Origin of the sequence: Paraburkholderia elongata (assembly GCF_013177735.1) — a bacterium.
GTDB lineage: Bacteria > Pseudomonadota > Gammaproteobacteria > Burkholderiales > Burkholderiaceae > Paraburkholderia > Paraburkholderia elongata.
Genome location: NZ_WOEZ01000318.1, coordinates 1 through 1,198 on the forward strand (window position 1 = coordinate 1; position 1,198 = coordinate 1,198).

Consider the following 1,198-nt stretch of genomic DNA (forward strand, 5'->3'; position numbering starts at 1 on the left):
ATCGCAGCCACGCTAAAAAAAACGATGAAGGCAATCGCGAGTACTGATTTCATTCTACGTCTCGTTTGCGTGAGCGGCCCGTCTCGCCACGCGGTCCGCTGAGTGCCATTGAGGTCGCGTCAATGCCGTACTCGTTATATGGCTGCGCCCCCGCGTGCAGGCAGGAGACGCGCGCTCAAGAATGCCGATCAATGATCGCGCATTCCGACGGCCTCGATCCTTGAAGTTATTGATCTCTGTACTGGCGATTACTACTGGTGACGACTGGCCACTGCCGACGACCCGAAACCGTCAGACCATATCGAAGCTTGCGAGTCCAAATTTGACCTCTACGCCGCCACCCGTCCAAGTCTTGCTTGGGGAGCGGTATTCATTCAATGGTTACCTTGGCGACAGATTGGCAAATGGCTATCGCGACATACTACCTGAGCAACCACTGTGGGATGTCGGACGTCGCTCAGTTGTCGATGATCAAGTCACACACCGATGTCGACCCGCATCCAGCGTGCAGACGTTGATACCCGAATCTATGTGCAGCAGCATTGTTGACGATCTTGGTTATCGCGCCCGATGACCTGGCCGGACCCAGCTCAACGCTCATTTCGATCCGATCGCCTGCCGCCGTTTTACGCGAGCGGCATGGATCGCCCCGCAACGGCCCGTCGGAACTTCCGGAAACCGTCATTCGCGCTCGAATGCACTAACAGCCATGACTGTTCGAAGAACCGATGAGTTGGAGAAATTTAGTGAAATCGTCAGCCACTCTCCTGACAGAGCCATCGAGCGTGGTGTCGTGGTCACGTACGAAGCGATCCGCTGCTGGTGCGACAAGTTCGGCGCCGGATTCGCCCGGTGCGCCAAAGCGGCGCGGCGCAAGCCGGGCAACACGTGGCATCTGGACGAGATGTTCGTGACGCTGCGCGGCGAGCCGTATCTGTTGTGGCGAGCGGTCGATGAGCATGGCGCCGAACTCGACGTGCTGGTGCAAAAGCGGCGCGACAAGGCCGCGGCAAAGCGCTTCTTCAGGAGGGTGTTGCGTTCAAACCCGGTGCCGCGCAAGATCGTTACCGACCAGCTGCGTAGCTATCCGGCGGCGAAGGCTGACATTCCCGAGCTCGCTCATGTGAAGCACGTTTTCGTCAAGGCGGCTGCACGCGTGAACAACCGTGCCGAGAACAGCCACCAGCCGACCCGCAGG

General features: G+C 58.8%; 1 pseudogene. It reads left to right on the top strand.

Annotated elements, in window-relative coordinates:
- Positions 1–781 precede the first annotated feature (781 nt).
- Positions 782–1,198 (top strand): annotated as a pseudogene (locus GNZ13_RS49795) (IS6 family transposase); the annotation flags it as partial.